The sequence below is a fragment of the Angustibacter peucedani genome (assembly GCF_054779595.1).
In genome coordinates this window covers 39,170-64,519 of record NZ_BAAGXY010000021.1, presented here as the reverse complement: position 1 = coordinate 64,519, position 25,350 = coordinate 39,170, and the positions used below count along the sequence as shown (strand labels likewise).

Below are 25,350 nucleotides of genomic sequence, written 5' to 3'. Positions count from 1 at the left end.
ACCTACTCGTACAGCACGTACTCCGGCCGCGGCCGCAGCGCGAGCACCTGCGCCGGCGTCATGAGCGGGCCGTGCCGGGTGTCCTCGTCGAAGAACAGCTTGAAGCCGGTGTGCACCGACCGCGGCATGCCCTTGACCAGCACCCGCCAGGTGGCGGTCTTGCTCTCGCGCGACCCGATGCCGTCGACGCTCTTGACCACCGCGACCTCGGGGCGCACCCGGATGCTGCGCTCGCCGTCGACGACGTCCGCCGCGACCTGGTGGAAGATCATCGCCTTCTGCGGCAGGTGGTGCTGGCGCACCAGGGCGGCCAGGTACGACGACACCGCGTCGAGCTCGTGGCCCGTCGTGCGGCCGAACGCCTCGCCCGGCACGTCGCCCGGCTCGACCGCCCACTCCGGGTCGAGAGCGAGGCCGACGTCGGGCTGGGCCAGCCAGTGCCGCAGCCGTTTCACGACGGGCAGGAAGTCCTCGCGTCCGGGCTGCACGTCCAGCAGCAGCAGGGCGTGGTGCCGACGGGCCGCCGCCAGGTAGCGGTCGACGACGTCGTCCGGGACCTGGCTGGCGTACGTGCCACGGGGACCCGGGACGTCGTGCGCGACGACGGTGATGAGCTCGAGCACGGGCATCGGCTCGCGGCCGCCGGCGAGCGCCTTCGCCCGCTGCTCGATCTCGCGCGCCCGGGCGTCGAGGCTGCCGACCCCGAGCCGGCCGAAGGCGGCCGTGCCCGGGCCGCCCGAGTAGCCGACGAGCCGGTACCTCGGCAGCAGCTGCTTCCCGCCGCGGGGCAGCTCGGCGCCACTCGCCGGCGTGGTGGCCGGCGTGGTCGCGGGCGTGGTCGCGGGCGTGGTCGCGCTCGTCGCCGTGGGGCTCGCCGTCGCGGAGGGGCGGCCGGACGACGGCGCCGGGCGGGCGTCGTCCGGCGCGGGCTGGGTGCAGGCGGCCAGCACGGCGAGGGCAGCCCCCGTCGCCGCGACCACCAGGAGTCTCGGTCTGCGCATCGGGACCCACCCTGTCGCAGCCGGGTCCTTGACGCACACCGGCCGGGAGACGACGCGGCCCCGGCGTCCGGGTGGACGTCGGGGCCGTTCGTCGGCGGAGGCGGCGGGATTTGAACCCGCGAGAGGTTTTATCCTCAACCCGCTTAGCAGGCGGGCGCACTAGGCCACTATGCGACGCCTCCAGCGCCGTGCCGCGAGGGTCCGCACCGGGCGGTCCCGCGACGAGCCGGCTCAGCCTACCGGCCGCTGCGGGCCCCCGCCAAAAGCCCCCGCAACGCCCGTCTTCACACGTCCTTCACGAGACCGGACCAGCCTCATGACCCGAGGTGGTGGCGCCCGGCGGACGAGGTGGTGAAATAGAGATCATGCCCTCGACCCGCTCGACTCCCAAGCACCGTGCGGGCGGACCAGCCCGTTCCGGGAGTCCGCGCCAGCGTGGTCGCCACGTCTCCAGCTACGGCGACGGCTTCGGCCGCTTCGCCGGCATCACCGCGCTCGCGCTGCTGCCGGGGGCCGGGCTGGTGGCGGTCGGACGCCGCAAGACCGGCACGCTGCTGCTGCTCGGCGCCGGCCTGGCGCTGGCCGTGCTCGGCGCCTTCGCGCTGTCGGGCGACGTCGTCAGCCGGGTGCTCGACGTCGCGGTGAGCCCCGACCAGCTGCTGCTGCTCGCCGTGCTCGCCGTGGTCGTGGGCGCCGTCTGGTGCCTGACGATCCTGGCCACCGCCTGGCGGGCGCGGCCCGAGCGGCCCTCGCCGTTCCAGGGCTTCGTCGGCTTCGTGCTGGTCGTGGCCCTGTGCCTGGCGGTCGCCGCCCCGAGCGCCAAGGGCGCCCAGCTCGCCATGGTGCAGCGCGACCTGGTGACCAGCGTCTTCAACGGCGGCACGGCCCCCCAGCAGGCGGGCGCCGCCAAGCCCGACAAGCAGAAGGCCGACCCCTGGGCCAGCACGCCGCGGGTCAACCTGCTGCTCCTCGGCTCGGACGCCGGCGCCGACCGCACGGGCGTGCGCACCGACTCGATGATGGTCGTCTCGATCAACACCAAGACCGGCGACGCCGTGCTGATCGGCCTGCCGCGCAGCCTGCAGCACGCGCCGTTCCCGACGTCGAACCCGCTGCACACGGTCTGGCCGAACGGCTTCAACTGCGGTGACGAGTGCCTGCTGAACGCCGTGTGGGACCAGGCCGCCGTGCAGCACCCCGACCTGTTCCCCGGCAACAAGAACCCCGGCCTGTCGACCACGCGCGACGTGATCAGCGAGATCCTCGGGCTGCGCATCGACGCCTACTCGATCATCGACCTGGCCGGGTTCCAGAGCCTGGTCGACGCGATGGGCGGCGTCGACGTCAACGTGCCGCGCGACATCCCCATCGGCGGCGGGCACAACCAGCACACCGGCGCCGAGCTGCCGATCAACGGCTACATCCGCGCCGGCCACCGGCACCTGAACGGCTACGAGGCGCTGTGGTTCTCGCGCTCGCGGTCGGGCTCGGACGACTACGACCGCATGCGCCGCCAGCGGTGCATGGTCGGCAACCTCGTCGACCAGGTCAACCCGGTGCAGCTGCTCGGCAAGTACGCCAAGCTCGCCTCGGTGCTGAAGAAGAACATCAGCACCGACATCCCGCAGGACCAGCTCAAGGCCTGGGTCGTGCTGGTGCAGCGGATGCAGAAGGGCAAGATCACCTCGCTGCCGCTGACCAACAAGGTCATCGACACGGTGAACCCCGACTTCGACGCGATCCGCGAGTACGTCAAGACCTCGCTCGAGCCGAAGAAGCGCCCCACCTCGACGTCGACCGCCACCGGCACCAGCACGCCGAAGAGCACGTCGACGCCGACCGGCGGTGCCGACGACTCGAGCACCGCGCAGGACGTCTCCAGCGTCTGCTGACGTCGGGGTCCCGGGCTGCGGCTAGGGCGTCGGCTCGACGCCCGCCGTGAGCGCCTGCGCGAGGCGTCCGGCCTGCTGCGCGTTCGTCGCGTCCGGCACCCACGTGACGGTCAGCAGCGGCCCGCGGTCGGTGTCGCGGCCTTCGACGTCGCTGTACCCGCCCGGGACGGCGTCGAGCGCGATGGTGGCGTCCCGGCTCTGCACCAGCGGGCCGTCGCCGTCGGTGATGTGCAGCGCTCCTGCCGTGCCGTCGTCCACCGTGGCGCCCGCCGACCCGGCCGCCGCCACGACCGCCTGCAGCGCCTCGGCGGTGGTGGCCTGGGCCGGCACCACGAAGGCGACCACGACGAGCGCGGCGTCCTGCTGCGGCACGGCCTGCCCGACGTCGAAGGCGTCCGGGCCGCGGTGCGTGCTGCTCCACCCGCCGGCCGGGACCGTGACCGTGAGCGGCGGGCTGAAACCTGCGGGCGAGGTGTACGTCGTCCCGGCCGTCAGGGCCAGCGGTGACTTGCCGAGCGGCAGGGCCTGCGGGCCGGACGACGGGGGCGCGGCGGTCGTGGTGGGCGACCTCGCGCCGTCCGTCGCGCCGGCGCTGCAGGCCGCGACGGCCGCCGTCGCGAGCACCGCGACGGCGGCCGCGCGGGTCCTGGTCGACATGCTCGGACCGTAGGACCGACCCGTCCCCGCCGGACAGCCCCGATGCGCGATCGAGACCGCTCCGTTCTGCGCGCGAGACCCGCAGGGCCATCAACCCGATGACGGCACAACGAGACGAATACCCACCTCGTCGAGCGATCGATCCATGACGACCGCGATGGCGACCGGGAGATGGTCGTGATCGCGACCATTCGGCGGTTGCCACGTCGGTAGACACAGATGCGAGCCACACCGGGCCTGCACGCCGCGGACGACTGATCGATCGACGCGCGGCTAGACGGTCTGGACGTCGAGAGCGCCGTCCGCGTAGGACTTGCGCAGCACCTTCTTGTCGAACTTCCCGACGCTGGTCTTGGGCACCTCGTCGATGAACGCCCACCGCTCGGGCAGCTGCCACTTGGCGACGTGCTGCGCCAGGTGGTCACGCAGCTCGGCGGCGTCGACGGTCTCGCCCTCGGCCACCACGACGGTCGCGAGCGGCCGCTCGCCCCAGCGCTCGTCTGGGACGCCGACGACGCTGGCCTCCTTGACCTTCGGGTGCGCCATCAGCGCGTTCTCGAGCTCGACCGACGAGATCCACTCGCCGCCGGACTTGATGACGTCCTTGGCCCGGTCGGTGAGCCGCAGGTAGCCGTCGGCGGTGAGCGAGCCGACGTCGCCGGTGCGCAGCCACCCGTCGTCGAACTTCGCCGGGTCGTCGTCCAGGTAGTACGAGCCGGTCACCCACGGACCCCGCACCTCGAGCTCGCCGACCTGCTCGCCGTCCCACGCGACGTCCGAGCCGTCCGGTCCGACCAACCGGCCCTGCACGAGCGGCGAGAGCCGGCCCTGCGACTGCCGGTACGACCAGCGCTCGTCGCCCTCGGAGGCCGCGGGCGGCACCGCCACCGACCCGAGCGGCGAGGTCTCGGTCATGCCCCACGCGTGGACGACGGTCACGCCGTAGCGCTCCTCGAAGGCCTTCATCAGGGCGGGCGGGCAGGCCGAGCCGCCCACGATGCACTGGGTGAGCGTCGAGACGTCGGCGTCCGGGTGGGCGTCGAGGTAGTTCAGCAGGTCGCTCCAGATCGTCGGCACGGCCGCGCTGTGCGTCACGCCGAGCTGGGCGATCATCGTGGCGAGCGGCTCGGCCTGCAAGAACCGGTCGGGCATCACCAGCGTCGCACCCGACATCAGCGCGCCGTACGGGATGCCCCAGGCGTTGGCGTGGAAGAGCGGCACGATCGACAGCAGGCGCTGGCCCTCGGCCATCTGCATCGCGCTGCCCATGCAGACCTGCATCGAGTGCAGGTAGTTCGAGCGGTGGCTGTAGACGACGCCCTTGGGGTTGCCGGTGGTGCCGGAGGTGTAGCACATGGCCGCGCCGCTGTTCTCGTCCAGCTCGGGCCAGTCGAAGGTGTCGTCCTGCGCGTCGAGCAGCTCGCGGTAGTCGTGCACCGAGCGCCCGTCGGCCCCCAGCGCCTCGCGGACGTCGTCCGGCACGGGACCGTTGACGACCACGTGCTGCACGGTCTTCAGGTGCGGCAGCAGCTTGCTGAACGGCGCCGCGAGCGAGTTGTCGACGACGACCACGAGGTCCTCGGCGTGGTTCGCGACGTAGACGAGCTGCTCGGGGAAGAGCCGGATGTTCAGCGCGTGCAGCACCGCGCCCATGCTCGGCACCGTCAGGTAGAGCTCGAGGTGCTCCTCGTTGTTCCACATGAACGTGCCGACCCGCTGGTCGCCGTCGACGCCGAGGCCGCGCAGCGCGTTGGCCAGCCGGCGGCAGTCGCGGCCGACGTCGCCGTACGTCGAGCGTCGCGCGCCGTCGCCGGTCCAGGTCACGACCTCGGACGCGGAGTGCACCGTCGTCCCGTAGCGCAGGATCTGCGAGATGAGCAGGGGCACCGGCTGCATCGTGCTCTTCATGGCCCGACTCTGCCACGGCCGCGCGCGCTGCACGAGGGTTCGGCGCGAACCCCCTACAGGCCACCCGCGGGGCTGCCGATCAGGAGTGGGTGAGCCCTTCGTCGTCCGCGCGCGCCCGGCAGCAGGCCGGTGTGCCGCGCCCGCGCGCCTCGGCGCCGGGCGCGACGGCGTCCGGCCCGGCGTCGGCCGGCACCTGGGACGCGGACGTCGCCGACCTGCTGAGCGAGGGCGTCATCGTGCACGGCGCGGACGGCCGGGTCGAGCGGGTCAACCGCGCGGCCGCCGAGCTGCTCGCCGACCACGACCTCCTGGGCCGCCAGGGGTTCGACGTCTGGGCCGGCACGCTCGGGCCGCAGGGCCGGCCGGTCACCGAGCTCGAGAACCCGCTGCGCGTGGCGCTGGCGACGGGCCAGCCGTCCGAGCGGGTCGTGGGCGTCAAGGTCGGCGGCGAGATCCGCTGGCTGACGGTGCGCGCGGTGCCGCTCGCGCAGGACGGCGCCACCACCGGCGAGCCCACGGACGACGACCCCGGTGCCCCGCGCGGCGTCGCCATGGTGCTCGTGCGCCCGCACGACGACGCCGCCGCCCAGGCCGCGGTGCGCGACCGCGACCACCTGCTCAGCGTGGCCCAGCGCATGGCCCGCCTGTCGGTGTGGCGCTACACGATCGGCGCCGAGGGCGTCGAGTGGCTGGACGGCGACGGCCGCGGCATGGGCATCGCCGGCGAGTCCAAGACCATGCAGGACTACTTCGACGGCATCCACCCCGACGACCGGCCGGCGCACGACGCCATGCTCACCTCGCTGCTCAGCGGCCAGGGGCAGGCCGAGGTCGACATCCGGTACCGGTGGGAGGAGGGCTGGCGGCACTGGCACATGTGGGCCGAGTCCGTCGTCGGCGCCGACGGCTCGATCACCGGGCTGTGGGGCACGACGCAGGAGGTCACCGACCGGCGCGAGGCCGAGGCCGCCGTCCGCCGGCTGTCGATGACCGACTCGTTGACCCTCCTGGCCAACCGCGCGCAGGCCGAGGAGCGCGTGCACGAGGCGCTCGGCCACCGGCACGGGCAGGACGGCGCCGGGCTGCTGCTCGTCGACGTCGACCGGTTCCACGCCGTCAACGACCGCCACGGCCACCCCGTCGGCGACGCGCTGCTCGTCGAGATCGGACGTCGGCTGGCCGGCGTCGACCGGCCGGGCGCCACCGCGGTGCGCATGGGCGGTGACGAGTTCGGTCTGGTGATCGAGCGGACGTCGACCCACGACGCCGCGACGATCGCGCACCAGCTGCACCACGAGCTCTCGGCGCCGTACGTCCTGCCGGGCGCGGCCGAGCCCGTCACCCCGTCGTTCAGCATCGGCGTGACGGTGGTCGATACCGGTGCCGCGGTGACGGCGTCCGACGTGTTCCGTCAGGCCGACCTGTCGGCGGCTGCGGCCAAGGCGGCCGGCGGCGACCGCGTCGTGCTCTTCGACAACGAGCTGCGCGCGCGCACGGTGACACGGCACGAGATGGAGCAGCGGCTGCGGCTCGCGCTCGGCGACAACACGGTGCTGCCGCTGTTCCAGCCGATCATCTCGCTCGGCGTCAGCTCGCTGTCCGACCGCGTGGTCGGCTGCGAGGCGCTGGCGCGCATCAACGTCGGCGGCCGGACCATCCCGCCGGTCGAGTTCGTCGGCATCGCCGAGGAGAGCGGTCTCATCGTCGACCTCGACCTCGCGGTCTTCGGCCAGGCGGTGCGCCAGGTGCTGCCCGCCGTCCCGACGCCCGGGTTCGAGATCGCGGTGAACCTCTCGCCGCTGTCGCTGCAGGTGCCGGGGCTGGTCGACCGCATCTCGGCGACGCTGGCCGCCACGCCGGTCGTCAGCGGCGACCTGCGGTTCGAGATCACCGAGGGCTCGCTGGCCGAGCCGACGCCGACGCTGGTCGAGAACCTGCGCGGGCTGCGCGACCTCGGCGGCAAGATCGGCCTCGACGACTTCGGCACCGGCTACTCGGCGCTGTCGTACCTGCGCCGCTTCGACCTGGACTTCATGAAGATCGACCGGGCGTTCGTCGCCGACGTGTGCAGCGACCGGCGCTCGGCGGCCGTGGTCAAGGCCGTCATCGAGCTGGCCCACGCGCACGACCTCACCGTCGTGGCCGAGGGCATCGAGACCGCCGACCAGCTCGAGGCGTTGCGGCACATGCAGTGCGACATGGTGCAGGGCTTCCACCTGGGCCGTCCGATGCCCGTGGACGACCTCGCCCGCCGCGCCCTCGTCTGACCCAGCGCCCCTCGCGTCACGACGCACCTGCTTGAGCAACTGGGCCAGTACGCGGCGGATGGGCCCGTGTGCTCAAGCAGGTGCGGTCGAACAGCGGGGGGTCAGGCGTCGGCGGTGGCCAGCACCTCGGCCTCGTCGAGGCTGCCGGCCTCGGGCTCGTGGTGGTCGACGTGGGCCAGGGCCCGACGTCCGCTCAGCAGGACGACGACCCCGAGCGCCGTGGCACCCGCACCGACCCAGAACGGCAGGTGGGGGCTGACGGTCTCGCCGAGCTTGCCGGCCAGCCACGGGGCGATCGCGCCGCCGCCGAAGCGCACGAAGCTGTAGGCCGCGCTCGCCGTGCCGCGCTCGACCGGTGCGGCCAGCATCACGGCCTCGGTCACCAGGGTGTTGTTGATGCCGAGGAAGACGCCCGCCACGACGACGCAGACCACCAGCACCGCGCGGCTGTCGGTGAAGACCGCCATCACCGCGAGGTCGACCGCGAAGGCGGCCAGGGCCGCGGCCACGACGGGCAGCGTGCCGAACCGGCGCTGCAGCCGCGGCGCGACGAACACCGACGCGACCGCGAGGCAGACGCCCCAGCCGAAGAAGATCAGGCCGATCGCGTGCGCGCCGAGCCCGAGCGGGAACGGCGTGTAGGCGAGCAGGGTGAAGAAGCCGAAGTTGTACAGCAGCGCGGTGATCGCCATGGTCAGCAGGCTGCGGTGGCGCAGCGCGCGGAACGGGTCGGCGAGGGACGTCGGGCGCGACGTCCGCTGCACCGGTGGCAGGAACACCGCGATGGCGACGAACGCGACCGTCATCAGCACCGCGACGCCGAAGAACGGCCCGCGCCACGAGATGTCGCCGAGCACCCCGCCGACGAGCGGCCCCGCCGCGATCCCGATGCCGAGCGCGGCCTCGTACAGGATGATCGCGCTCGCGACGCCGCCGCTGGCCGCGCCCACGATGGTGGCCAGCGCCGTGGCGATGAACAGCGCGTTGCCCAGGCCCCAGCCGCCGCGGAACCCGACGATCTCGCCGATCGTGCTCGACGAGCCGGCGAGCGCGCTGAAGACCACGATGATCGCCAGCCCGGCGAGCAGGGTGCGCTTGGCGCCGAACCGGCTCGACACCACGCCCGTCACCAGCATCGCCAGGCCGATCACGGCCATGTAGCTGGTGAACAGCAACGACACCTGGGACGGCGACGCGTGCAGGTCCTCGGCGATCGGCTTGAGGATCGGGTCGACGAGCCCGATGCCCATGAACGCGATGACGCAGGCGAAGGCGACGGCCCACACCGCGCGCGGCTGGCGCAGGATGCCGGGATCGGTGCTGGTGGCGGGGGCGGTCATGCAGGCTCCTCCTGGGGGGCTGGCTGGTGGTCGAGCAAGGACGTGAGGACCCGGACGCCGTCGTGCAGGCTGGCCAGGTCGTCGGCCGACAGCTCGCCCAGCCGCGGCGCGAGGGCGTCGGCCGCGGCCTGGCGGAACTCGGTCTGGGCGACGCGGCCGGCCGGGGTGATGCGCACGCGGACGGCGCGGGCGTCGTCGGGGTCGGCGGCGCGCTCGACCCAGCCGCGCTCCTCGAGCTTCTGCACGAGGGTCGTCGCGGTGGGCTGCGAGATCCGGTCGGCGGCGGCGATGTCGCTGATGCGCGGCTCGCCCAGGTCGCGGATCACCGCGAGGGCACGGGCGAGCGCGCGGGGGACGGACGACGGGCTCTCGCGGGCGGCGAGCCGGATCAGCCGGCTGCTGCTGACGACGAGCTCGACGGCCAGCTCACGGGGGTCGGGCGCCTGGGTCATGTCCCGAGTTTACATAGATAATCTATGCAATGCCAGTGCGGGCGCTGTCTCCCCCGTCACACGCTAGAGCCCCAGGTACTCCGACCACAGGTGCAGCAGCGCGGTCGACCGGTACGGGCGCCAGCGCTCGGACGTCGCCCGCGCCGCGGCCGGCGAGCCGTCGAGCCCGAGCCGCTCGAGCGCGCGCCGCACCGCCAGGTCGGTCGGCAGGAAGACGTCGGGGTCGCGCCGGGCGCGCAGGTCGAGGTAGTCGGCGGTCCACGGGCCGATGCCGGGCAGCGCGAGCAGCTCCTCGCGCGACGGCAGACCGCCCGCGTCGTCGACCGCGGCGGCGCAGGCCACCACCGCGCGGGCCCGGGCCGCCGGCATGGCCAGCGCGTCGTCGTCCGGCGTGAGGCGTCGGACGGCGGCCGGTGTCGGGAACAGGTGCGTCACCTCGGGGGCGTGGCGGCGCAGCCCCGTGGGCAGCCGACGTCCGGCCGCCGCGACGAGCCGACCGGTGACGGTGCGCGCACCCGCCAACGACACCTGCTGGCCGACGACCGTGCGCACCAGGGTCTCGAACGGGTCCGCGGTCCCGGGCACGCGCAGGCCCGGACGACGAGCGACCAGCGGCGCCATCAGCGGGTCGGCCGCGAGGACCCGCTCGGCCGGCCGGACGTCGGAGCCGAGGTCGAGCAGGTGCTGCAGCCGTTGCAGCGCAACGGGTTCGTCGTGGTCGTCGACGAGGTGCAGCTGGACGTCGAAGCCGCCGCGCGCTGCTCGCACCCGTGCGAGCCCGGCGCCGTGCGGCAGGTGGAGGGACGACGTCCAGGTGGCACCGTCCCAGTGCTCGACGCCCGGCACGACGTGGGCCGCGACGAAGGCCAGCAGCCGGACGCCGTCGTGCGGTCCGGTGGCCGTGAGGTGGTGGGCGCTCACCAGCGCTCCCCCGGCAGCAGGCGCAGGCGCACCGCGTCACCCGGGCGGCACTGGGCCAGCCGGTCGACGTCGGCGGCGAGCAGGACGGCGACCACCGGGTAGCCGCCGGTGACCGGGTGGTCGGCGAGCAGCACGGTGGGACGGCCGCTGGGTGGCACCTGCACCGCGCCGCGCACGACGCCCTCGGTGGGCAGCTCGTCGGTGCGGGTGCGGCGGAGCGTCGGGCCGTCGAGCACCACGGCCGTGCGGTCGGCATCGGCGGCGACCCACGGCCCGGCGGCGAGGGCGTCCAGAGCGGCGGGGCCGAACCAGTCGTCGCGTGGGCCGGCCTTGGCGCGCAACGGCTCTCGCGCTGCGGGATCGGTCAGCCAGACCACCTCGTCGACACCCGGCCAGGGGCCGACGTCCGACCCGACCGGCAGCTCGTCGCCCGAGCCCAACGGCGCGGGGCCCAGCCCGGCGAGCAGGTCGGTCGAGCGGCTGCCGAGGACGGGCTCGACGTCCAGGCCGCCGCGCACCCCGAGGTAGCAGCGCAGGCCGCGCGGTGCGGGGGCCAGCTCGACGACGTCCGCGGGCTGCAGGTGGAAGGGCGTGCCCGGCCCGACGTCGCGGGGCTCCCCCTCGCGCCCGCCCGGCAGCACCCGGACGCCGCACGGCGCGCCCGCGGTCGCGAGGTGCACCGGCGTCGTCGCCCGCAGGCGCAGCCCGCCCAGCGCGACCTCCAGCGCGGCGGCGCCCTCGGCGTTGCCCAGCAACCGGTTCACCTGGCGCAGCGAGCTGCGGTCGGCCGCGCCGGACGGGCCGACGCCGAGGTCGGCGAGACCGGGGCGGCCGAGGTCCTGCACCGTCGTGAGCGGACCGGTCGCGAGCACCTCGAGGCTCACGGCACCGCCTCGAAGCGCACGGCCCTGCCCGGCGCCAGCAGCGCGGGCGGGTCGCGGTGGAGGTCCCACAGCGGCAGGTCGGTGCGGCCGACCAGCTGCCAGCCACCCGGTGAGGCCCGCGGGTAGACCCCGCTCAGGCCGCCGGCCAGCCCGACCGCCCCCGGGTCGACGCGCGGCCGCGGGTGGTCGCGCCGCGGCACGTCGAGGCGCGGATCGCCACCGGCCAGGTAGGCGAACCCGGGCGCGAAACCCATGAACGCGACGGTCCACGCGGTGCCGGTGTGGGCGGCGACCACCTCGTCGCGGCTCAGCCCGGTGAGCTCGGCGACGGCGTCCAAGTCGGGGCCGTCGTAGCGAACCGGTACGACGACCGGCTCGCGCCGCGCTGCCGGTCCGCCGGACGACGGCCGGTCGGCTGCCGCCCGGACGGCGCGAGCCACGGCGGCGAGGTCGGTGCCCGGCCGCACCCGCACCAGCACCGAGCGCGCTCCTGGCACGAGGTCGACGACCCCGGGCGGCGGCGCAGCGACCAGCGCGCGGTGCAGGTCGCGGGCGGTCCCGAGATCGGGAAGGTCTGCGACGACGCCGGCGTCGCCGACCGCTCGCAGCACCAGCTCGGTCACCCGTTCTCGCAGAACGGCTCCAGGTCGAACCCGGTCTCGGCCAGCGCCGAGCGCACCGCCCGGGCGAGCCCGACCGCGCCAGCGGAGTCGCCATGGAGGCAGATCGAGCCGACCGCGACCTCGACCGCGCCTCCGGACGCCGTTGTCACGGGTCCACCCCGGGCGAGGGCCAGCGCCTGCGCGACGACCGTGCCGACGTCCGGGTGCACCGCACCGGGCTGGTCGCGCGGCACCAGCAGCCCGTCGTCGCCGTACGCGCGGTCGGCGAAACCCTCTGCGACGCAGCGCAAGCCGGCCGTCTCCGCGGCCTGAAGCAGCAGCGACCCCGGCCACCCCAGCACGACGAGCTCGGGGTCGACCCGTCGCACCGCCTCGACCACGGCCTGCGCCTGCCCCTCGTGCCGGGTCGTCGCGTGGTACAGCGCGCCGTGCGGCTTGACGTAGCGCACGACCGAGCCGGCGGCCCGCGAGATCCCTTGCAGCGCACCGATCTGGTACACGACGTCGGCCACCAGGTCGTGGGGCGCGACGTCCACGAACCGTCGTCCGAACCCGGCGAGGTCGCGGTAGCCGACCTGGGCGCCGACGACGACCCCGCGGCGCGCGGCCCCCTCGCACACGCGCAGCAGGGTCGTCGGGTCGCCGGCGTGGAAGCCGCAGGCGACGTTGGCGCTGGTGACGACGTCGAGCAGCTCGTCGTCGTCGCCGAGGGTCCAGCGCCCGAAGCCCTCGCCGAGGTCGCAGTTCAGGTCGACGGACGGCACCGGGCCAGTCTGGCAGCGCTCAGACGGTGGCGGGGAAGGAGACGCCCACGCCACCCCGCGTGGTGGCGCCGTAGCGGGTCTTGGCCGCCTCGAGGTCGAGCGGCGCGGTGGTCATCGTGAGGTCGTCGGTGATCAGGTCGGCGGGCACCAGCCACGAGACCTCGAACTCGATGCCGTCGGGGTCCTTCGCGTACAGGGCCTTGGTGGTGCCGTGGTCGGACGCGCCGACGAGGGCGCCGAGCTCCTGCAGCACCCCGGCCACGCGCTCCAGCTCGTCGAGCGTGTCGACCTCCCAGGCCAGGTGGTACAGCCCCACCGTGGTGCGACCGGCGCCGGACGCACCGGCGGCCTCGCCCACCTGGAACAGGCCGAGGTCGTGGTCGTTCTGGCTGGCGGCCGCCTGCAGGAAGGCGGCGCCGGGCAGCTCGGCCTTGACCCGGAAGTCGAGGGCGTCGCGGTAGAAGGCGACGCTGCGCTCGACGTCGCGGACGAACAGGACGGCGTGGTTGAGGCGGGTGACCGGCATGGCGTGCTCCTGGGTTGCTGTTGAACTTTCAACTACTGTAGCACGCGAGCCGAAGGAAGGGAACCGGCCGGCCGCTACGGGGTGACGGCGAGGAAGAGGAACGAGCCGAAGACCACCAGGTGCACCGCGCCCTGCAGCACGGTCGCACGCCCCATCACGGTGGTCAGGATGCTGATGACGATGGTGAGCGCGACCAGCACCATCTCCTTGGGACCCAGCCCCAGCTGCAGCGGGCCCTCGAGCCAGATCGACGCCAGACCGATCGTCGGGATGGTCAGGCCGATGCTCGCCAGCGCCGAGCCCAGCGCGAGGTTGAGGCTGTTCTGCACCCGGTTGCGGGCGGCCGCCCGGACGGCGGCCACCGTCTCGGGCGCCAGCACCAGCAGCGCGATGACGACGCCGACGACGGCCTCGGGCGCGCCCGCGCTCTCGACGGCGTCCTCGATCGAGGGCGACGCCGTCTTGGCCAGCCCGACCACCGCCACCAGGCAGGCGACCATCAGGCCGAGGCTGATCAGGGCGGTGCGCGGCGTGACCAGCGCGGCGTGGTGCTCGTCCTCGTCGGTGTCGGGGTCGTCGTCCTCGATCGGCAGGAAGTAGTCGCGGTGCCGCACCGTCTGGACGAACACGAACGTGCCGTACAGCGTCAGGGACGCGATGCCGGCGAAGGCCAGCTGCGCGCCCGAGAACGTCGGGCCGGACGACGAGGTGGTGAACGTCGGCAGCACCAGGCTCAGGGTCGCCACGGCGCTCAGCGTCGCGACGGCGCCGGCGACGCCCTCGGGCCGGAACGTCAGCACCTGGTGCCGCACGGCGCCGACCAGCAGGCACAGGCCGACCACCCCGTTGCCGGCGATCATGAACGCCGAGAACACGGTGTCGCGGGCCAGGGACGCCGACTTCTCGGGACTCGACACCATCAGGGCGACGATCAGGCCGACCTCGATGACGGTGACGGCGATCGCCAGGATCAGGGTGCCGAAGGGCTCGCCGACCTTGTGCGCGACGACCTCCGCGTGGTGCACGGCGGCCAGCACAGCAGCGACCAGGCCGATGCCGACGACCGCCAGCAGGACGCCGCCGACGTCCCGGCCCCAGGCCGCCACGAGCAGCACGACGGCCACCGGCGGGACCACGAGGCTCCAGCGCGGCAAGGTCATCACAGGCGCGGCCTCCACCGCTCCACCCTAACCGCGGCTAGGAGGTCGGCCGGACCGTGCCGCGCAGGTGCTCCGTGCGACGGGCGCCCCCGCGGGACGGTGACGCGAGCTGGACGTCGTAGCCGCCGTCCGCGGGACGCGTGCGCAGCTCGACGGTGCTGGGCAGCAGCACCGGACGTCGGAACTCCACCTCGGCGACCTGCGCCTCGGGGGTCCACGACTCCAGGGCGGACAGGCAGCGCGCCATGGTCCACATGCCGTGCGCGATGGCCCGCGGGAAGCCGAAAGCCTTGGCGGTCAACGGGTTGAGGTGGATCGGGTTCACGTCACCGCTGACGGCGGCGTACCGGCGTCCGAGGTCCTTGGGCAGCCTGAACCGGGCCGCCGGCACGACGTCGTCCGGGAACGTGACCGGTGGAGAGGTCTCGCCGTCGGTCGCACCCTCGCCGCCGGACGGCGGCGCACCCTTGGCCAGGTAGGTGCTGCGGCCGCGCCACACCAGCTCGCCGTCGACGCTCGCGGTGCCGACGAGGTCGACCTGCCGTCCGCGCGGGTGCGGGCGCAGGTGCTCGGCCCGTATGGCGAGGTCGAGCCGCTCCTCGGCCGTCACCGGCCGCAGCACCTCGATCCGCTGGCCGACGTGCACGACGCCGGGCAGCGGCAGCGGGTACTCGGGCTCGGCCATCAGCGTCAGCTGCAGCCCGAACGTCAGCACGTGCACGTACGTCGAGGGCAGCGCGTCCCGGACGGCGAAACCGCAGACCCGGTCGTAGGCGGCCAGGTGGTCGCGGTCGACGGCGACTCCGCGGCGCACCACCTCGACGTCCGGCACGGACCCGCCCCGCCCGGCCGCCGTGGCCGTCGCACGGGTCATGAGCACCGCGAGGTGCGGATCGCGCTCGAGGGTGATGGTGCGCACCGGTCAGGCCCCCAGCAGGCTCTGGCCGCAGACGCGCAGCACCTGGCCAGTGACGCCGGCGCTTCCGGGCTCGGCGAACCACGCGACGGTCTCGGCGACGTCGACGGTGCGGCCGCCCTGGCTCAGGCTGTTGATCCGGCGTCCGACCTCGCGGGTGGCGAAGGGGATGCGCGCCGTCATCTCGGTCTCGACGAAGCCCGGTGCCACCGCGTTGTAGGTGATCCCGCGCTCGGCGACCTGGCGGGCTCGAGCCTGCACCATGCCGATGACGCCGGCCTTGCTCGCGGCGTAGTTGGTCTGGCCGCGGTTGCCCGCGATGCCGCTCGTCGACGACAGGCAGACGACGCGACCGCCGTCGGCCAGCCCGCGCTCGCCGAGCAGGACGTCGTCGATGCGCAGCTGCGCCTCGAGGTTGACCGCCAGCACGCTCCCCCAGCGGTCGGCGTCGGTGTTGACGAAGAGCTTGTCGCGCGTGATGCCGGCGTTGTGCACCACGACGTCCAGGCCGCCGTGCCGGTCGTGCGCGTGGTCGGCGATCCGGCGTCCGGCGTCGGCGGCCGTGACGTCGAGCTGCAGTGCGGTGCCGCCGACGCGGTTGGCGGTGCGCGCGAGGGCGTCACCGGCCGCCGGCACGTCGACCGCGACCACAGTGGCGCCAGCGCGGGCGAGGACGTCCGCGATCGACGCACCGATGCCGCGTGCCGCGCCGGTGACGACGGAGACCATGCCCTGCAACGGTTTCGTCGGGTCGGAGGCGTCGGCGGCGTGCGCGCGGCGCGGGACGTCGACCTGCACGACCTGCCCGTCGACGTACGCCGAGCGGGACGACAGCAGGAAGCGCAGGGTCGAGCCGGCGTGGTCGTCCGCGCCCTCGGCGACCAGCACCAGGTCGGCCGTGGCACCGGCCCGCAGCTCCTTGCCGACCGAGCGCACGATCCCCTCGAGCGCCCGCTGGGCGGCGGCGTGGGCGGGGTCGTCGACCTGCTCCGGCGGGCGACCGACCACGACGACGCGGGACGACGGCCGCAGCCGCTTGAGCGCGGGGGCGACGACCGCCCTCAGGTGCTCGAGGTCGGCCGGGGTCGTCGCGCCGGTGGCGTCGTAGACCACCGCACCCAGCTTCTCGTCGTCCGAGGTCGTGGTGGTGGCCCCGGCGTCGGCGAGCACGCGGGCGATGACGTCGAGCGGTGCGCCGCTGCGGGCGGCGACGAGGGCCGGGCCGACCAGCAGGTCCTGGCCCGGCTCGTACCGGCGCAGCGCGACCGGCTGCGGCAGGCCCAGCCGGCGCGAGAGGGTGCGCCCGAACCCGCCGCTGACGAAGTCGGTGTAGCGGTCGGTGGTGGTCACGCGGCCTCCAGGATCGCGACGACGCCCTGCCCGCCGGCGGCGCAGATCGAGATCAGCCCACGGCCAGACCCCTTCTCGTGCAGCTGCTTCGCGAGCGAGGCGACGATGCGGCCACCGGTGGCCGCGAACGGGTGGCCCGCCGCCAGCGACGAGCCGTTGACGTTGAGCTTGCTGCGGTCGACCGGACCCAGCGGGGCGTCGAGCCCGAGCCGGTCGCGGCAGAACGTCTCGCTCTCCCACGCCGCGAGCGTCGACAGCACCGTGGCGGCGAACGCCTCGTGGATCTCGTAGAAGTCGAAGTCCTGCAGCGCCAGGCCCTGCCGCTCGAGCAGCCGCGCGACGGCGTACGCGGGCGCCATCAGCAGCCCCTCGCCGCCGTGCACGTAGTCGACGGCGGCGGTCTCGGCGTCGACCACGTGGGCCAGCACCGGCAGGCGGCGCTCGGCCGCCCACTCGTCGCTGGCGAGCAGCACCGCGCTCGCGCCGTCCGAGAGCGGCGTGGAGTTGCCCGCCGTCATGGTGGCGTCCGGGCCCTCGCCGAACACCGGCTCCAGCTTCGCCAGCTTCTCGACGCTGGAGTCGGGGCGCAGGTTCTGGTCTCGCGTCTGGCCCTGGTAGGCGGTGACGAGGTCGTCCATGAAGCCGCGGTCGTAGGCGGCCGCGAGGTGGTGGTGGCTGGCCGCGGTCAGCTCGTCCTGCGCCTCGCGCGTGATGCCCCACTCGGCGGCCGTGATCGCCATGTGGTCGCCCATCGACAGGCCGGTGCGCGGCTCGCCGTTGCGCGGGATCTCGGGCACGACCTGGCCGGGACGCAGGTGCGAGACCGCCTTCAGCCGCTGGCCGAGGGTGCGGGCGCGGTTGAGCTCGAGCAGCGTCTGGCGCAGCCCCTCGTTGACGGCGATGGGGGCATCGCTGGCGCTGTCGACACCGCCGGCGATGCCCGACTCGACCTGGCCGAGCGCGATCTTGTTGGCCACCAGCACCGCGGCCTCGAGGCCCGTGCCGCACGCCTGCTGGACGTCGTACGCCGGCGTCCAGGCCGACAGCCGCGATCCGAGCACCGCCTCGCGGGTGAGGTTGAAGTCGCGGCTGTGCTTCAGGACCGCGCCGGCGGCGACCTCGCCGACCCGCTCGTCGGCCAGCCCGAAGCGGGCGACCAGACCGTCGAGGGCGGCGGTGAGCATGTCCTGGTTGCTGACGCGGGAGTAGGGGCCGTTCGCGCGCGCGAACGGGATGCGGTTGCCGCCGACGACGGCGGCTCGGCGCGGTGAGGCCATGGGAGGAGCACCTTTCGGACGACGGGTGGCCGGCTCGGGAGCCGGTCGGGTTGTGCCTGATACCGACAGTAGCAGGAACTTCGAGTACCTGATACCTTGAGTTCCGTGAAGCCCGCGCCCAGCACCTCCACCCGCCCCGGCGCCGCGCGCCCGGACGGACGGGACACCCGCTGGGCGGCCCACCGCCGCGAGCGCCGGCTCGAGCTGGTCGAGGCCACGCTGCGCGCGGTGCGGCGGCACGGCGCCACCGTCGGCATGGACGAGATCGCCGCCGAGGCCGGGACCAGCAAGACCGTGCTGTACCGCCACTTCGGCGACAAGGCCGGCCTCTACCTCGCCGTCGTCGAGTCGGTCGACCGGCTGATCGTCGGCGACCTCGAGCACGCGCTGGGCACGGCCGCCGACCGCACCGCGCGCGATCGCGACGACGAGCGGGCGACCACGGCCGCCCTCGCGCACGACCCCGAGCTGGTGGTCGAGGCCGCGGTCGACGCCTACCTCGCGCTGGTCGAGAAGGACCCCGAGGTCTACCGCTTCGTCGTCACGCACCCGCTGCTCGACCGGCCGATGGGCGACGACCCGGTCACCGGCCTGACGAGCCGCATCGGCGACCAGCTGGCCGCGCTGTTCGCCCAGGGGCTCACCGAGGCCGGGCGCGAGAGCGCCGCTGCCGGTGCCCTCGCCCACGGCGTCGTGGGCCTGGTGCGGGCCGCCGCCGACCACTGGCTCGCCTCACCAGACCCGTTGCCCCGCAAGGACCTCGCCCGCCAGCTCAGCGCTCTGATCGGTGGCGGGCTGACCGCCGTCCTCGAACCCCCGGAGGGATCATGACGACCACCACGCCCCGCAGCACCCAGCCCGCCGCCGACGTCCCGGCGGCCACCCCGCCGTCGACCCCCGGGCCCACGACGACGACGTCCGAGACGGTCAGCGCGCTGCGCTCGTCGCTCGGCGGGCGGTGGGCGCACGTGCGCGACCGCGCCCGCACCGAGTTCGACGCCGACGCGCTGCTGCCCGACCCGAGCCTGTCGCTCGAGGAGCAGCGCGCCCGGGTCGCCGAGCAGATGGCGATGCTGGCCGCGAGCGACCACGCGCGCAACGGGTTCCCGGTGTCGGTCGGGGGCACGAACGACATCGGGGCGTCCGTGACGGCGTTCGAGATGCTCGGCCACACCGACCTGTCGCTGCTGGTGAAGGCGGGCGTGCACTGGGGCCTGTTCGGCGGCGCGGTCACCAACCTCGGCACCGAGCGCCACCACGAGCAGTACCTCCCCGCGATCATCAGCCTGGAGCTGCCGGGCTGCTTCGCCATGACCGAGACCGGGCACGGCAGCGACGTGCAGTCCATCGGCACGACGGCGACGTACGACGCCGAGACCGACGAGCTCGTCGTCCACACCCCCGACACCGCGTCGCGCAAGGACTACATCGGCGGCGCAGCCCGCGACGCCCGCATGGCGGTGGTCTTCGCCCAGCTCGTCACCGGCACCGCCGACGACCCGCAGCACCACGGGGTGCACGGGGTGCTGGTGCCGCTGCGCGACGAGAGCGGCGCGACGCTGCCCGGCGTCACGGCGGAGGACTGCGGCCCGAAGATGGGCCTCAACGGCGTCGACAACGGCCGGCTGTCGTTCGACCAGGTGCGCGTGCCGCGCACCAACCTGCTCAACCGCTACGGCGACGTCGACGAGCACGGCACGTACACGAGCCCGATCGACAACCAGAACCGCCGCTTCTTCACCATGCTCGGCACGTTGGTGCGCGGGCGGATCAGCGTCGCCGGGGGTGCCGGTGCTGCCACCCGCACCGCGCTCTCGATCGCGCTGCGGTACGCCGAGCGGCGCACGCAGTTCGCGGCCCCCGGCTCGGACGACGAGGTGACGCTGCTCGACTACCGCACCCACCAGCGGCGGCTGCTGCCCGCACTGGCCACGAGCTACGCGCTCGCCTACGCGCAGAACGACCTCGTGGCGATGATGCACGACGTCCAGACTGCCGAGGAGCCGGACGAGCTGGCCCAGCGCGAGCTCGAGTCGCTCGCCGCCGGGGTGAAGGTGCTCGCCACCTGGCACGCGACCCGCACCATCCAGGAGTGCCGCGAGGCGTGCGGCGGCGCGGGGTACCTCGCCGAGAACCGCATCCCCTCGCTCAAGGCCGACACCGACGTCTTCACGACCTTCGAGGGCGACAACACCGTGCTGCTGCAGCTCGTGGCCAAGGGCCTGCTGACCAGCTACCGCGACGCCTTCGGCGACCTCGACACCTTCGGCACCATGCGGTTCGTGGCTCGCCAGGTGGCGGCGACCGTCGCCGAGCGGACGTCGGCGCGCACCCTCGCGATGCGCCTGGTCGACGCCGCCCCGCGCCGCCGGGACGACGAGGGCGACCTGCTCGACCGCAGCGTGCAGCTGCGGCTGCTGGCCGACCGCGAGCAGCACGTCCTCGACGGTCTCGCCCGCCGGATGCGCGCTGCTGCCAAGCCCGGCGCCGACCTGTTCGCGGTCTTCAACGGCGCGCAGGACCACGTCGTCGAGGCGGCCCGCGCCCACGTCGAGCGCGTCGTCCTGGAGTCGTTCGTCGCCGCGGTCGAGCGGTGCACCGAGCCCGGCGCGCGGGCGCTGCTCGAGCAGGTGTGCACGCTGCACGTGCTGAGCGGGCTCGAGCGCGACCGCGCCTGGTACGTCGAGCACGGGCGGTTGACGCCGGCGCGCAGCAAGACGATCACCGCGCTGGTGAACGCCACCTGCGAGCGCCTGCGCCCGCACGCGACGGACCTCGTCGACGGCTTCGGCATCCCCGACGCCTGGCTCGGCGCCCCCATCGCCACCCGCCCCTAACCCACTGGCCGCACCTTGGCTGTCCGCCGTCCCCCTCCGGCACCTTCTTGAGAAGACGGCCTCATCCGACGCGAATGGGGCCGTCTTCTCAAGAAGGTGCCGACGGACGACCGCACCTCGGTCCCCACGTGCGGTCCTGGCGTTGCACGGGCAAGTTCTGGGGAGTTCGCCGTTCCAGCGGCGCCACGACGGCGAATTCCCCAGAAGGTGCCCTGGCGGGCGCCCCCCGCTGGTCGTCCGGATGGTGGGACGAGGGGTCCGGGTGTTGACGCGCCCCGGACGGCGGTCCCACCATCAGAACCATGGCAGAGGTCCAGCCCCGCGAGCTCGTCGTGCGCCGGCACGTCGACCTCATGCGGCTGTGCAGCGCTGCGTGTCGTCCCGCTCACGCCTGACGACCACCCAGCCACCCGCCGTTCCGCCCTCGAGCGCGGTCGCACGGCACGCCACAGGAAGCACCCGCCATGACCCTCGTCGCGACCCCTCGCACGACCCCTGACCGCTACCAGACCGCCCACGACCTCGCGGTGCTGGTGCGCCGCATCGCCAGCCAGCCGCAGCTGTGGCGCCCGAAGATCCGCTTCACGAAGGACCGCTACTGGACCCGCCTGCCCGCCCCGGCCGGCGTCGACGTCTGGCTGCTCACCTGGCTGCCCAGCCAGGGCACCGACCTGCACGACCACGGCGAGGCGGCCGCCGCGTTCGCCGTCGTCGAGGGCGCGCTGACCGAGGTGCGCGCGGACGACGTCCTCGGCATCTGGTCGACCACGCTGCACGCGCCCGCGGTGCGCGTCGTCGAGCCCGGCATCGTGCACGACGTGCGCAACGACCTCAGCAAGCCCGCGGTCAGCATCCACGCGTACGGGCCGCAGCTGCAGCGCATGACCTACTACGACGTGGACGACGCCGGCTCGCTGGTCGAGCAGCGCACCGTCTGGACCCAGGAGCCCGAGCTCGAGGCGGGGTTGTGAGCGCACCGGCCCTGGCCGCGCCGGCGGTGGCCGCGCACCGCACCATCGCCGACGTCCTGGCGCGCGCTCGCGAGCAGTTCACCCGGCTCACCCCGCACGAGGCGCACCGCGAGCAGGTCGCGGGCGCCGTGCTGGTCGACATCCGTCCGGCGGCCCAGCGGGCGGTCGAGGGCGAGGTGCCGGGCGCGCTGCTGGTCGAGCGCAACGTGCTGGAGTGGCGCTTCGACCCGAGCAGCGACGCCAGGCTGCCGCAGGCCACCGGGCACGACGTGCGGGTGGTCGTCCTGTGCTCGGAGGGCTACACGTCGAGCCTGGCCGCGGCGGCGCTGGTCGAGCTCGGCCTGCACCGGGCGACGGACGTCGAGGGCGGCTTCCTCGCGTGGCGCGCCCTGGGGCTGCCCACCACCGGGTGACCGGCGGCCGGCGGCCAGGTGGCATGCTCGGCGGACGCGCCCGACGTCGTCCGCAGGAGGTCCGCATGTCCATCGGCAGCTCGGTCGCCGACCAGTTCCCCGACGGCGTCTTCGGCGTCGTCGGCGACACCATCGGGCTGACCGTCGACGAGCTCACCGGCGACGTCATGCGGGTGCGCTGGAACGTCGTCCCGGCCGTTCACCAGCCAGCGGGCATCCTGCACGGCGGCATCCACGCCTGGATCCACGAGACCGTCGCGAGCGTGGCGGCCACCGTGTGGTTCGGCGACCAGGGGCAGGTCGTCGGCGTCTCGAACCAGACCGACTTCTACCGCGCCGTGCGCGAGGGCGAGCTGACGTCCGTCGGGACGCCGATCCACCGCGGCCGCTCGCAGCAGGTCTGGGTGGTCGAGACGCGCGACAGCGGCGACCGGCTGGTGGCGCGCGGGCAGGTGCGCCTGCAGAACCTCGCCGGCCGCGGCTGAGGAGGGCCACCGTGACCGAGCTCGCCGACGTCTTCGTCCTCGACGCCGTCCGGACGCCGTTCGGCCGGTACGGCGGGGCCCTGGCCGGGGTGCGGCCGGACGACCTGGCCGCGCACGTCCTGCGGGCGCTCGCGGACCGCTCCCCCGACCTCGACCCGGCCCGCGTCGACGACGTCCTGCTCGGCGACGCGAACGGCGCCGGCGAGGACAACCGGGACGTCGCGCGGATGGCCGTGCTGCTCGCGGGCTGGCCGACGTCCGTGCCGGGCGCGACCGTGAACCGGTTGTGCGGCAGCGGTCTCGAGGCCGCGATCCAGGCCCGTCGCGCCATCGCGACCGGCGACGCCGACCTCGTCGTGGCCGGTGGCGTCGAGTCGATGAGCCGGGCGCCGTGGGTGCTGCCGAAGCCGTCGACGCCGTACCCGCGCGGGCACGAGACGCTGCACTCGACGACGCTCGGCTGGCGGATGGTGAACCCCGAGATGCCCGGCGCGTGGACGACCAGCCTCGGCGAGAGCACCGAGCACCTGGCCGACCTGCACGGCATCGGTCGCGAGGCGCAGGACGCCTTCGCCGCCCGCAGCCACCAGCTGGCGCACGCCGCGTGGGAGGCCGGCCGCTACGAGGCCGAGGTCGTGGCGGTGCCCGGCACCGACCTCGAGCGCGACGAGTCGATCCGCGCCACCTCCACCCCGGAGAAGCTGGCGACGCTCGCTCCCGTGTTCCGCGAGGGCGGCACGGTCACCGCCGGCAACGCCTCCCCGCTGAACGACGGCGCGAGCGCGCTGCTGCTCGGTTCCGCGGCCGGGGCGCGGGCCGCCGGCCGCGAGCCCATCGCCCGGGTGGTGTCGTCCGGCGTCAGCGGCGTCGACCCCGACGTGTTCGGCATCGGCCCCGTGCAGGCGGCCGAGACGGCGCTGGCCCGCGCCGGCATCGGCTGGGGCGACCTGGTGCAGGTCGAGCTCAACGAGGCCTTCGCGGCCCAGTCGCTCGCGTGCCTGGCCGCGTGGGACGGGCTCGACCCCGACGTCGTGAACCCGGACGGCGGCGCCATCGCGCTCGGCCACCCGCTCGGCGCCTCGGGCGGCCGCGTGCTCGGCCACCTCGCGCACGGCCTGCGGGCCCGGGGCGGCGGCTTCGGCCTGGCCGCCCTCTGCATCGGCGTCGGGCAGGGCGTCGCCGTCGTCCTGGAGGCCTGAGCCCTCCGCCGCCCCGGCTAGGGTGACGCCACCACCGCACGGATGACGAGGGAGACAGACGTGGACAAGGTCGTGGCGAGCGCCGCGGAGGCCGTCGCCGACGTGCAGGACGGCGCCAGCCTGGCGGTCGGCGGGTTCGGGCTCTGCGGCATCCCGTCGGTGCTCATCGACGCGTTGCTCGAGGGCGGCGCCAAGGACCTGCAGGTGGTCTCGAACAACTGCGGCGTCGACGGCGTGGGCCTCGGCGTGCTGCTGGGCGCCGGGCGGATCAACCGCGTGACGGCGTCGTACGTCGGCGAGAACAAGGAGTTCGCCCGCCAGTACCTCGCCGGCGAGCTCGAGGTCGAGCTCACGCCGCAGGGCACGCTGGCCGAGAAGCTGCGCGCCGGGGGCGCCGGGATCGCGGCGTTCTACACCCCCACCGGCGTGGGCACGCAGATCGCCGAGGGCGGGCTGCCGTGGCGCTACAGCAGCGACGGCGAGGTCGCGAAGGCGTCGCCGCCCAAGGAGGTCCGGCCGTTCGAGGTCGCGGGCGAGACGCGCGAGTTCGTCCTCGAGGAGTCGATCGTCACCGACTTCGCGCTGGTGCGTGCCGCGGTCGGCGACCGGCACGGCAACCTCGTGTTCCACGAGTCCGCGCGCAACTTCAACCCGGTCGTCGCGATGGCCGGCCGGGTCACCGTCGCCGAGGTCGAGCGGCTGGTCGAGCCGGGCGAGATCGACCCGGACGACGTCCAGCTCCCCGGCGTCTACGTGCACCGGGTGGTCGCGCTGACGCCCGAGCAGGCCGCAGACAAGCGGATCGAGAAGCGCACCGTCCGCGCCGCCGCCGAGCCCGTGCCGAACCAGGAGGCCTGACATGCCGCTGACCCGCGACCAGATGGCCGCCCGTGCAGCCCGCGAGCTGAGCGACGGCTCCTACGTCAACCTCGGGATCGGCCTGCCCACGCTGATCCCCAACCACCTGCCGGACGGCGTGCACGTCGTCCTGCAGTCCGAGAACGGGATCCTCGGCGTCGGCGCCTACCCGACCGAGGACGCCGTCGACCCCGACCTGATCAACGCCGGCAAGGAGACCGTGACGGTGCAGGCCGGCTCGTCGTACTTCGACTCGGCCCTGAGCTTCGGCATGATCCGCGGCGGCAAGATCGACGCCGCGGTGCTGGGCGCGATGCAGGTGTCGACGTCCGGCGACATCGCCAACTGGATGATCCCCGGCAAGATGGTCAAGGGCATGGGCGGCGCGATGGACCTCGTCCACGGCGCCAAGAAGGTCATCGTGCTGATGGAGCACGTCGCCAAGGACGGCAGCCCCAAGCTGCTCGCCGCCTGCGACCTCCCGCTCACCGGCAAGGGCGTGGTCGACCGGGTCGTCACGGACCTCGCCGTGCTGGACGTCGCCGGCGACCACTTCGCGCTCGTCGAGCTCGCCGAGGGCGTCACCCTCGAGCAGGTGCAGGACGCGACCGGCGCCCCGGTCGTGGCCGGCCCCTGAGAGACTGGTCGC

The 25,350-nt window shown here is 74.2% G+C and carries 24 protein-coding genes and 1 tRNA gene; 10 read left to right on the top strand and 15 right to left on the bottom strand.

Going from position 1 to position 25,350, the window contains the following annotated elements:
* Nucleotides 1-2: 2 nt before the first annotated feature.
* Nucleotides 3-1,001 (bottom strand): hypothetical protein, encoded by a 999-nt coding sequence (locus ACYVJ4_RS05750; protein ID WP_460459153.1) that lies wholly within the window; start codon nucleotides 999-1,001, stop codon nucleotides 3-5.
* A gap of 95 nt (nucleotides 1,002-1,096) precedes the next feature.
* Nucleotides 1,097-1,183: transfer RNA gene (locus tag ACYVJ4_RS05745), tRNA-Ser, on the bottom strand.
* Nucleotides 1,184-1,366: 183 nt separating this feature from the next.
* Between ACYVJ4_RS05745 and ACYVJ4_RS05740 the strand changes: the two genes are divergently transcribed.
* A complete protein-coding gene (locus tag ACYVJ4_RS05740; RefSeq protein ID WP_460459152.1) occupies nucleotides 1,367-2,893 on the top strand; it encodes an LCP family protein in 1,527 nt (508 codons plus the stop codon).
* A 21-nt stretch (nucleotides 2,894-2,914) separates the two neighbouring features.
* Here ACYVJ4_RS05740 and ACYVJ4_RS05735 read toward each other — a convergent pair whose 3' ends face one another.
* On the bottom strand, nucleotides 2,915-3,550 hold the full coding sequence (locus tag ACYVJ4_RS05735) for a hypothetical protein (protein WP_460459151.1): 636 nt from the start codon (nucleotides 3,548-3,550) through the stop codon (nucleotides 2,915-2,917).
* Nucleotides 3,551-3,823: 273 nt separating this feature from the next.
* The gene (locus tag ACYVJ4_RS05730) at nucleotides 3,824-5,458 is read right to left on the bottom strand and encodes a long-chain fatty acid--CoA ligase (protein WP_460459150.1); all 1,635 of its coding nucleotides are present in this window, start codon (nucleotides 5,456-5,458) and stop codon (nucleotides 3,824-3,826) included.
* Between the two features lie 89 nt (nucleotides 5,459-5,547).
* Between ACYVJ4_RS05730 and ACYVJ4_RS05725 the strand changes: the two genes are divergently transcribed.
* Nucleotides 5,548-7,725 carry a putative bifunctional diguanylate cyclase/phosphodiesterase gene (locus tag ACYVJ4_RS05725; protein ID WP_460459149.1) on the top strand — a complete coding sequence of 726 codons (2,178 nt, stop codon included), beginning with the start codon at nucleotides 5,548-5,550 and terminating at the stop codon, nucleotides 7,723-7,725.
* A 101-nt stretch (nucleotides 7,726-7,826) separates the two neighbouring features.
* On the opposite strand, the gene ACYVJ4_RS05720 is transcribed toward ACYVJ4_RS05725, so the two are convergent.
* The 11 genes from ACYVJ4_RS05720 to ACYVJ4_RS05670 form a co-directional block, all read right to left on the bottom strand.
* Nucleotides 7,827-9,065 (bottom strand): MFS transporter, encoded by a 1,239-nt coding sequence (locus ACYVJ4_RS05720; RefSeq protein ID WP_460459148.1) that lies wholly within the window; start codon nucleotides 9,063-9,065, stop codon nucleotides 7,827-7,829.
* Entirely contained in the window at nucleotides 9,062-9,517 is a 456-nt protein-coding gene (locus tag ACYVJ4_RS05715) for a MarR family winged helix-turn-helix transcriptional regulator (protein WP_460459147.1), read from the bottom strand. The genes ACYVJ4_RS05720 and ACYVJ4_RS05715 overlap by 4 nt, the downstream gene beginning before the upstream one ends.
* Nucleotides 9,518-9,580: 63 nt before the next feature.
* The gene (locus ACYVJ4_RS05710) at nucleotides 9,581-10,438 is read right to left on the bottom strand and encodes a DNA-3-methyladenine glycosylase family protein (RefSeq protein ID WP_460459146.1); all 858 of its coding nucleotides are present in this window, start codon (nucleotides 10,436-10,438) and stop codon (nucleotides 9,581-9,583) included.
* Nucleotides 10,435-11,322: a 5-oxoprolinase subunit C family protein gene (locus ACYVJ4_RS05705; protein WP_460459145.1), complete on the bottom strand. Its 888-nt coding sequence runs from the start codon at nucleotides 11,320-11,322 to the stop codon at nucleotides 10,435-10,437. Before ACYVJ4_RS05705 ends, ACYVJ4_RS05710 begins: the two co-directional genes overlap by 4 nt.
* Nucleotides 11,319-11,945, bottom strand: coding sequence for a 5-oxoprolinase subunit B family protein (locus ACYVJ4_RS05700; protein ID WP_460459144.1), 627 nt, complete (start codon nucleotides 11,943-11,945; stop codon nucleotides 11,319-11,321). The genes ACYVJ4_RS05705 and ACYVJ4_RS05700 overlap by 4 nt, the downstream gene beginning before the upstream one ends.
* A complete protein-coding gene (locus tag ACYVJ4_RS05695; RefSeq protein ID WP_460459143.1) occupies nucleotides 11,942-12,709 on the bottom strand; it encodes a LamB/YcsF family protein in 768 nt (255 codons plus the stop codon). The genes ACYVJ4_RS05700 and ACYVJ4_RS05695 overlap by 4 nt, the downstream gene beginning before the upstream one ends.
* Nucleotides 12,710-12,728: 19 nt before the next feature.
* Nucleotides 12,729-13,235 carry a VOC family protein gene (locus tag ACYVJ4_RS05690; RefSeq protein WP_460459142.1) on the bottom strand — a complete coding sequence of 169 codons (507 nt, stop codon included), beginning with the start codon at nucleotides 13,233-13,235 and terminating at the stop codon, nucleotides 12,729-12,731.
* Between the two features lie 74 nt (nucleotides 13,236-13,309).
* Nucleotides 13,310-14,395 carry a calcium:cation antiporter gene (locus ACYVJ4_RS05685; protein ID WP_460459213.1) on the bottom strand — a complete coding sequence of 362 codons (1,086 nt, stop codon included), beginning with the start codon at nucleotides 14,393-14,395 and terminating at the stop codon, nucleotides 13,310-13,312.
* A gap of 37 nt (nucleotides 14,396-14,432) precedes the next feature.
* Nucleotides 14,433-15,314 (bottom strand): MaoC/PaaZ C-terminal domain-containing protein, encoded by an 882-nt coding sequence (locus ACYVJ4_RS05680; RefSeq protein ID WP_460459141.1) that lies wholly within the window; start codon nucleotides 15,312-15,314, stop codon nucleotides 14,433-14,435.
* Between the two features lie 3 nt (nucleotides 15,315-15,317).
* Nucleotides 15,318-16,661: a 3-oxoacyl-ACP reductase gene (locus ACYVJ4_RS05675; RefSeq protein WP_460459140.1), complete on the bottom strand. Its 1,344-nt coding sequence runs from the start codon at nucleotides 16,659-16,661 to the stop codon at nucleotides 15,318-15,320.
* A complete protein-coding gene (locus ACYVJ4_RS05670) occupies nucleotides 16,658-17,938 on the bottom strand; it encodes an acetyl-CoA C-acetyltransferase (protein ID WP_460459139.1) in 1,281 nt (426 codons plus the stop codon). Before ACYVJ4_RS05670 ends, ACYVJ4_RS05675 begins: the two co-directional genes overlap by 4 nt.
* Nucleotides 17,939-18,043: 105 nt before the next feature.
* Here ACYVJ4_RS05670 and ACYVJ4_RS05665 point away from each other — a divergent pair, with 105 nt between their 5' ends.
* The 8 genes from ACYVJ4_RS05665 (at nucleotide 18,044) to ACYVJ4_RS05630 (ending at nucleotide 25,338) form a co-directional block, all read left to right on the top strand.
* Nucleotides 18,044-18,769, top strand: coding sequence for a TetR family transcriptional regulator (locus tag ACYVJ4_RS05665; RefSeq protein ID WP_460459138.1), 726 nt, complete (start codon nucleotides 18,044-18,046; stop codon nucleotides 18,767-18,769).
* Nucleotides 18,766-20,775 (top strand): acyl-CoA dehydrogenase family protein, encoded by a 2,010-nt coding sequence (locus ACYVJ4_RS05660; RefSeq protein WP_460459137.1) that lies wholly within the window; start codon nucleotides 18,766-18,768, stop codon nucleotides 20,773-20,775. The genes ACYVJ4_RS05665 and ACYVJ4_RS05660 overlap by 4 nt, the downstream gene beginning before the upstream one ends.
* A 464-nt stretch (nucleotides 20,776-21,239) precedes the next feature.
* The gene (locus tag ACYVJ4_RS05655; protein WP_460459136.1) at nucleotides 21,240-21,746 is read left to right on the top strand and encodes a cupin domain-containing protein; all 507 of its coding nucleotides are present in this window, start codon (nucleotides 21,240-21,242) and stop codon (nucleotides 21,744-21,746) included.
* Nucleotides 21,743-22,159, top strand: a complete 417-nt coding sequence (locus tag ACYVJ4_RS05650) for a rhodanese-like domain-containing protein (protein ID WP_460459135.1) — start codon at nucleotides 21,743-21,745, stop codon at nucleotides 22,157-22,159. Before ACYVJ4_RS05655 ends, ACYVJ4_RS05650 begins: the two co-directional genes overlap by 4 nt.
* Nucleotides 22,160-22,224: 65 nt before the next feature.
* Nucleotides 22,225-22,644 carry a PaaI family thioesterase gene (locus tag ACYVJ4_RS05645; RefSeq protein WP_460459134.1) on the top strand — a complete coding sequence of 140 codons (420 nt, stop codon included), beginning with the start codon at nucleotides 22,225-22,227 and terminating at the stop codon, nucleotides 22,642-22,644.
* Between the two features lie 11 nt (nucleotides 22,645-22,655).
* Nucleotides 22,656-23,843, top strand: coding sequence for a thiolase family protein (locus ACYVJ4_RS05640; protein WP_460459133.1), 1,188 nt, complete (start codon nucleotides 22,656-22,658; stop codon nucleotides 23,841-23,843).
* 60 nt (nucleotides 23,844-23,903) lie between these two features.
* Nucleotides 23,904-24,701: a CoA transferase subunit A gene (locus tag ACYVJ4_RS05635; protein ID WP_460459132.1), complete on the top strand. Its 798-nt coding sequence runs from the start codon at nucleotides 23,904-23,906 to the stop codon at nucleotides 24,699-24,701.
* 1 nt (nucleotide 24,702) lies between these two features.
* The gene (locus tag ACYVJ4_RS05630) at nucleotides 24,703-25,338 is read left to right on the top strand and encodes a 3-oxoacid CoA-transferase subunit B (RefSeq protein ID WP_460459131.1); all 636 of its coding nucleotides are present in this window, start codon (nucleotides 24,703-24,705) and stop codon (nucleotides 25,336-25,338) included.
* Nucleotides 25,339-25,350: the final 12 nt, after the last annotated feature.

Excerpts from the sequence above, each read along its gene's own strand:
- ACYVJ4_RS05730 (WP_460459150.1), bottom strand. The coding sequence starts at position 5,458 with ATGAAGAGCACGATGCAGCCGGTGCCCCTGCTCATCTCGCAGATCCTG.
- ACYVJ4_RS05655 (WP_460459136.1), top strand. The coding sequence starts at position 21,240 with ATGACCCTCGTCGCGACCCCTCGCACGACCCCTGACCGCTACCAGACC.
- ACYVJ4_RS05720 (WP_460459148.1), bottom strand. The coding sequence starts at position 9,065 with ATGACCGCCCCCGCCACCAGCACCGATCCCGGCATCCTGCGCCAGCCG.
- ACYVJ4_RS05750 (WP_460459153.1), bottom strand. The coding sequence starts at position 1,001 with ATGCGCAGACCGAGACTCCTGGTGGTCGCGGCGACGGGGGCTGCCCTC.
- ACYVJ4_RS05685 (WP_460459213.1), bottom strand. The coding sequence starts at position 14,395 with ATGACCTTGCCGCGCTGGAGCCTCGTGGTCCCGCCGGTGGCCGTCGTG.
- ACYVJ4_RS05690 (WP_460459142.1), bottom strand. The coding sequence starts at position 13,235 with ATGCCGGTCACCCGCCTCAACCACGCCGTCCTGTTCGTCCGCGACGTC.
- ACYVJ4_RS05660 (WP_460459137.1), top strand. The coding sequence starts at position 18,766 with ATGACGACCACCACGCCCCGCAGCACCCAGCCCGCCGCCGACGTCCCG.
- ACYVJ4_RS05740 (WP_460459152.1), top strand. The coding sequence starts at position 1,367 with ATGCCCTCGACCCGCTCGACTCCCAAGCACCGTGCGGGCGGACCAGCC.
- ACYVJ4_RS05715 (WP_460459147.1), bottom strand. The coding sequence starts at position 9,517 with ATGACCCAGGCGCCCGACCCCCGTGAGCTGGCCGTCGAGCTCGTCGTC.
- ACYVJ4_RS05670 (WP_460459139.1), bottom strand. The coding sequence starts at position 17,938 with ATGGCCTCACCGCGCCGAGCCGCCGTCGTCGGCGGCAACCGCATCCCG.
- ACYVJ4_RS05735 (WP_460459151.1), bottom strand. The coding sequence starts at position 3,550 with ATGTCGACCAGGACCCGCGCGGCCGCCGTCGCGGTGCTCGCGACGGCG.
- ACYVJ4_RS05630 (WP_460459131.1), top strand. The coding sequence starts at position 24,703 with ATGCCGCTGACCCGCGACCAGATGGCCGCCCGTGCAGCCCGCGAGCTG.
- ACYVJ4_RS05645 (WP_460459134.1), top strand. The coding sequence starts at position 22,225 with ATGTCCATCGGCAGCTCGGTCGCCGACCAGTTCCCCGACGGCGTCTTC.